Here is a 4,474-nt window from a genome sequence, read left to right as displayed (position 1 = left end):
TATGCTGTCCATCCCCGTGGTGGGCACGTACATCAGCATGTTCGTGTTCGGCGGCGAGTATCCGGGCGAGGACTTCATCCCCCGGCTGTACTCGGTGCACATCCTGCTGGTTCCCGGGCTGCTGCTGGCGCTCGTCACCCTGCACCTCGTGCTGGTCTTCTACCTGAAGCACACCCAGTGGGCGGGCCGGGGCCGCACCGGGCGCAACGCCGTCGGCAAGCCGATGTTCCCGCAGTTCATGACGAACTCGACCGGCCTGTTCTTCATGGTGTCCGGGGTCCTGACGGTGCTCGCGGCGGTGGCGCAGATCAACCCCGTCTGGGTGTACGGCCCCTATCGCACCGACGTGATCTCGGCGGGCTCGCAGCCGGACTGGTACGTCGGGTTCCTGGAGGGCTCGCTGCGTCTGATGCCGCCCTTCGAGACGTCGGTGGCCGGGCACACCGTGATGTGGAACGTCCTGGTCCCGGCGGTGCTGCTGCCGCTCCTCCTCTTCGCCGTGCTGTACGCGTACCCGTTCTTCGAACGGTGGGTGACGGGCGACCACGGGGAGCACCACCTGTGCGACCGGCCCCGTGACAAGCCGGTGCGCACCGGTCTCGGGGTCGCCGGGATCGTCTTCTACGCGGTGCTGCTCCTCGCGGGCGGCAACGACATCCTGGCCCACACCTTCGACCTCTCGCTGAACGTGCTGACGTGGGTGTTCCGGATCTCCCTGGTGGTGCTGCCGCCGGCCGCCTTCATGGTGACCAAACGGGTCTGCCTGGCGATGCAGGAGTCGGAGCGCGAGAGGCTGGCCGAGGGCGAGGAGACGGGCGAGCTGCGGCAGACCCTCGCGGGCGGCTACGCCGAGGCCCATGCGCCGCTCGACGCCGAGGAGCGGTACGTGCTGCGGTCGCGGAAGGAGCCCGAGCCGCTCGCGCGGACCGCGCCCGACGAGGAGGCGCCGCACGTCGGGCGGCTGCGGGCGACGCTCAGCGAGTGGTACTACGGGGACCGGGTCGACGTCGAGGAGCCGGAACCCGAGCCGTCCTCGTCGGGCTCCCCGGGCGAGCTGGGGCGCTGAACGCCCCGGTCGGCGTACTGGAAGACGAAGCCGCACACGGCGAGGGCGAGCAGGCCGAAGCCGATCAGGGCGAGCCACAGGCCGTAGACGATGCCGAGCGCGAGGACGACGGCGCCCAGCGCGATGGTGATCGGCCAGGGGCTGTGCGGCGGGAAGAAGTCCAGGGGGCCCGCCGAGTCGGCGACCTCGGCGTCGTCGAGGTCCTGGGCCCGCGGGCCGCGCCTGCGGTGCTGCACGCGGAAGAAGAAGGCGACGAGCGAGGCCATCAGGAAGGCGACGGTCAGGGCGGCGGTGCCGGCCGGTTCGGCCGACCACCAGCCGTAGAGGACGGCGGTGGTGGCGAAGAAGGCGGCCACACCGGTGAACAGACGGGCTTCGGTCCTCACTCTGCGGTCCTCACTGGACGTGCCTCTGGTCGTGTCGGGTGATCTCGGGGTGGTGCAGGTCGAACGCCGGGGACTCGGAGCGCACCCGGGGCAGCGCCGTGAAGTTGTGGCGCGGGGGCGGGCAGGAGGTGGCCCATTCGAGGGAGCGGCCGTAGCCCCAGGGGTCGTCGTGCTCCACCCGGGTGCCGTACTGGTGGGTGCGCCAGACGTTGTAGAGGAACGGCAGCGTGGACAGGCCCAGCAGGAAGGCGCCGACGGAGCTGATGGTGTTGAGGGCGGTGAAGCCGTCCGCGGCCAGGTAGTCGGCGTAGCGGCGGGGCATGCCCTGTTCGCCGAGCCAGTGCTGGACGAGGAACGTGGTCTGGAAGCCGACGAAGAGCGTCCAGAAGTGGATCTTCCCGAGGCGTTCGTCGAGGAGCTTGCCGGTGAACTTGGGCCACCAGAAGTAGAAGCCGGCGAACATCGCGAAGACGACCGTGCCGAACAGCACGTAGTGCAGGTGGGCGACGATGAAGTACGAGTCCGTCAGGTGGAAGTCCAGGGGCGGGGAGGCGATGAGGACGCCGCTCATGCCGCCGAGCAGGAAGGTCACCAGGAAGCCGATCGACCACAGCATGGGGGTCTCGAAGGACAGTGAGCCGCGGAGCATCGTGCCGATCCAGTTGAAGAACTTCACACCCGTGGGCACCGCGATGAGGAACGACATCACGGAGAAGAACGGCAGCAGCACGGCCCCGGTGGCGAACATGTGGTGGGCCCACACCACCGCGGAGAGCATGGTGATGGCGATGGTGGCGCCGATCAGCGTGACGTAGCCGAAGATCGGCTTGCGGCTGAACACCGGGATGATCTCGGAGACGATGCCGAAGAACGGCAGCGCGACGATGTACACCTCGGGGTGCCCGAAGAACCAGAACAGGTGCTGCCACAGCAGCGCCCCGCCGTTCGCGGCGTCGTAGATGTGCGCGCCGAACTTCCGGTCGGCCTCCAGCGCGAACAGGGCGGCCGTGAGCACCGGGAAGGCGGGCAGCACCAGGATCGACGTGAACAGCACGTTCCAGGTGAAGATCGGCATCCGGAACATGGTCATGCCGGGGGCGCGCAGGCACACGATGGTGGTGATGAAGTTGACCGCGCTGAGCGTGGTCGACACCCCGCTCACCACCAGGCCCATGGTCCACAGGTCACCGCCAGGACCCGGGCTGAACGTGGCGCTGGTCAGCGGCGAGTAGGCGAACCAGCCGAAGGAGGCCGCCCCGCCGGGGGTCAGGAAACCGGACACCACCATCAGGCCGCCGAACAGGTACATCCAGTAGGACAGGGCGTTGAGCCGGGGGAACGCCATGTCCGGGGCGCCGATCTGGAGCGGCATGATGGCGTTGGTGAAACCGGCGAACAGCGGGGTCGCGAACAGCAGCATCATGATGGTGCCGTGCACGGTGAACAGCTGGTTGTACTGCTCGGTGGAGAACAGCTGGAGCCCCGGCCGGGCGAGTTCGGTGCGCATCAGCATCGCCAGCACGCCGCCGAGGAGGAAGAAGCCGAACGACGTGGTCATGTAGAGGTTGCCGATCACCTTGTGATCGGTCGTTCTCGCCCACCGCGCCAGCGCCCGCCCGAGCGTGCGGTTCGTCCGCTGCCGCGCCGGCGTCCGGCGCGGCGGCTCGGTTCTTCTGTCCACCGCCATGCGGCGGAGGGTACCCATGGCCCCCCGTGCCAGTCGTACGGCCACGCCGCAGCGCGGTCAGGCATCGCGCCCCTCGTCGGCGCCGAACACCTCCTCCGTGTGTTCGCCCAGCTCAGGCGGTGCGAGCAGATACCGCGCCGGTGTCACCCCGAGGCGGATCGGGTGGGCCACCTGGCGGGTACCGCCCACGTCCACGACGGCCTCGACGCCCAGCCGTTCGGCGTGGTCGAAGGCCTCGTCGAGGGAGTTGACCGGCCCGGCCGGCACTCCGGCGGCGGGCAGGACGCCGGCCCAGTGGTCGGCGGTGCGGGTGCGCAGCAGGTCCTCCAGGAGCGGGCGGAGCTCGCCGCGGTGGGCGACGCGGTCGGGGTTGGTGCGGAACCGCTCGTCTTCGGCGAGCTCCGGCCGGCCCAGCAGCGCGGCCAGCGCGGCGAACTGCCGGTCGTTGCCGACCGCGAGGGCGATCGGCCGGTCGGCGGTCGCGAAGGTCTCGTACGGGGCGATGCTCGGGTGGGCGTTGCCGAGCCGGCCCGGGACGACGCCCGCGGACACGTAGCCGGAGGACTGGTTGGCCATCGCCGACAGCAGGGACCCAAGCAGGCTGACCTCGACGTGCTGCCCCTCGCCGGTCCGTTCCCGGTGGCGCAGCGCGGCCAGGATGCCGACGACGGCGTGCAGTCCGGTGATGACGTCGACGAGGGCGACGCCGGTCTTGAGGGGTTCCCCGTCGGGCTCTCCGGTGACGCTCATCAGCCCGCCGACCGCCTGCACCAGGAGGTCGTAGCCGGGCAGGGCCGCGCCGGCGCCGGTGCCGAAGCCGGTGACGGAGCAGTAGACGAGCCGGGGGTCGGCGGCGAGGAGATCGTCGGGGCCGAGCCCGAGCTTGTCCATGGTGCCGGGGCGGAAGTTCTCCACGACGACGTCCGAGCGGGCGATCAGCGCCCGGGCGCGCTCGCGTCCCTGGCCGGTGGTCAGGTCGAGGGCGACGGACCGCTTGTTGCGGTTGACGCCGAGGAAGTACGTGGAGGTGCCGGCGGCGTCGGCGGGCGGGCGCCAGGCCCGGGTGTCGTCGCCGGTGCCGGGCCGTTCCACCTTGACGACCTCGGCACCGAGGTCGGCGAGGAGCATCGTCGCGTACGGCCCGGCCAGCACGCGGGAGAAGTCCGCGATCCGCACGCCCCGCAGCGCCTGCGGGTCGTCGGTGTGGTGGCTCGTCGGCATGTCCGGTCTCCTCGTCGTCTCCGGTTCCCTCACGCCGGACACGGTGCCATCGGCGGGCGGCCCTCCGGCGGGCGGGGTGCTCCTGCCGCGGGGACCGCGCGGACGGTCAGCCGG

4 protein-coding genes are annotated in these 4,474 nt (G+C 70.7%); 1 reads left to right on the top strand and 3 read right to left on the bottom strand.

The features are described 5' to 3' along the window. Positions 1-1,066 (top strand): cytochrome b N-terminal domain-containing protein (locus GTW67_RS12275; protein ID WP_202437145.1); only part of this gene is annotated, 1,066 nt, incomplete at its 5' end. Here GTW67_RS12275 and ctaF read toward each other — a convergent pair. Genes ctaF through GTW67_RS12260 form a run of 3 tightly spaced genes read right to left on the bottom strand, consistent with a single transcriptional unit; the run spans position 988 to position 4,360 of the window. Beyond that, positions 988-1,452: an aa3-type cytochrome oxidase subunit IV gene (gene ctaF / locus GTW67_RS12270; protein ID WP_161164839.1), complete on the bottom strand. Its 465-nt coding sequence runs from the start codon at positions 1,450-1,452 to the stop codon at positions 988-990. The genes GTW67_RS12275 and ctaF overlap by 79 nt on opposite strands. A 10-nt stretch (positions 1,453-1,462) precedes the next feature. Next, positions 1,463-3,139, bottom strand: coding sequence for an aa3-type cytochrome oxidase subunit I (gene ctaD, locus GTW67_RS12265; RefSeq protein ID WP_237518804.1), 1,677 nt, complete (start codon positions 3,137-3,139; stop codon positions 1,463-1,465). Between the two features lie 57 nt (positions 3,140-3,196). Further along, the gene (locus GTW67_RS12260; RefSeq protein WP_161164837.1) at positions 3,197-4,360 is read right to left on the bottom strand and encodes a CaiB/BaiF CoA transferase family protein; all 1,164 of its coding nucleotides are present in this window, start codon (positions 4,358-4,360) and stop codon (positions 3,197-3,199) included. Between the last annotated feature and the right edge of the window lie 114 nt (positions 4,361-4,474).

It is taken from the genome of Streptomyces sp. SID5910 (genome assembly GCF_009862125.1).
GTDB lineage: Bacteria > Actinomycetota > Actinomycetes > Streptomycetales > Streptomycetaceae > Streptomyces.
The sequence above is the reverse complement of the archived record's forward strand: the minus strand, read 5'-3'. Positions and strand labels throughout refer to the sequence as shown.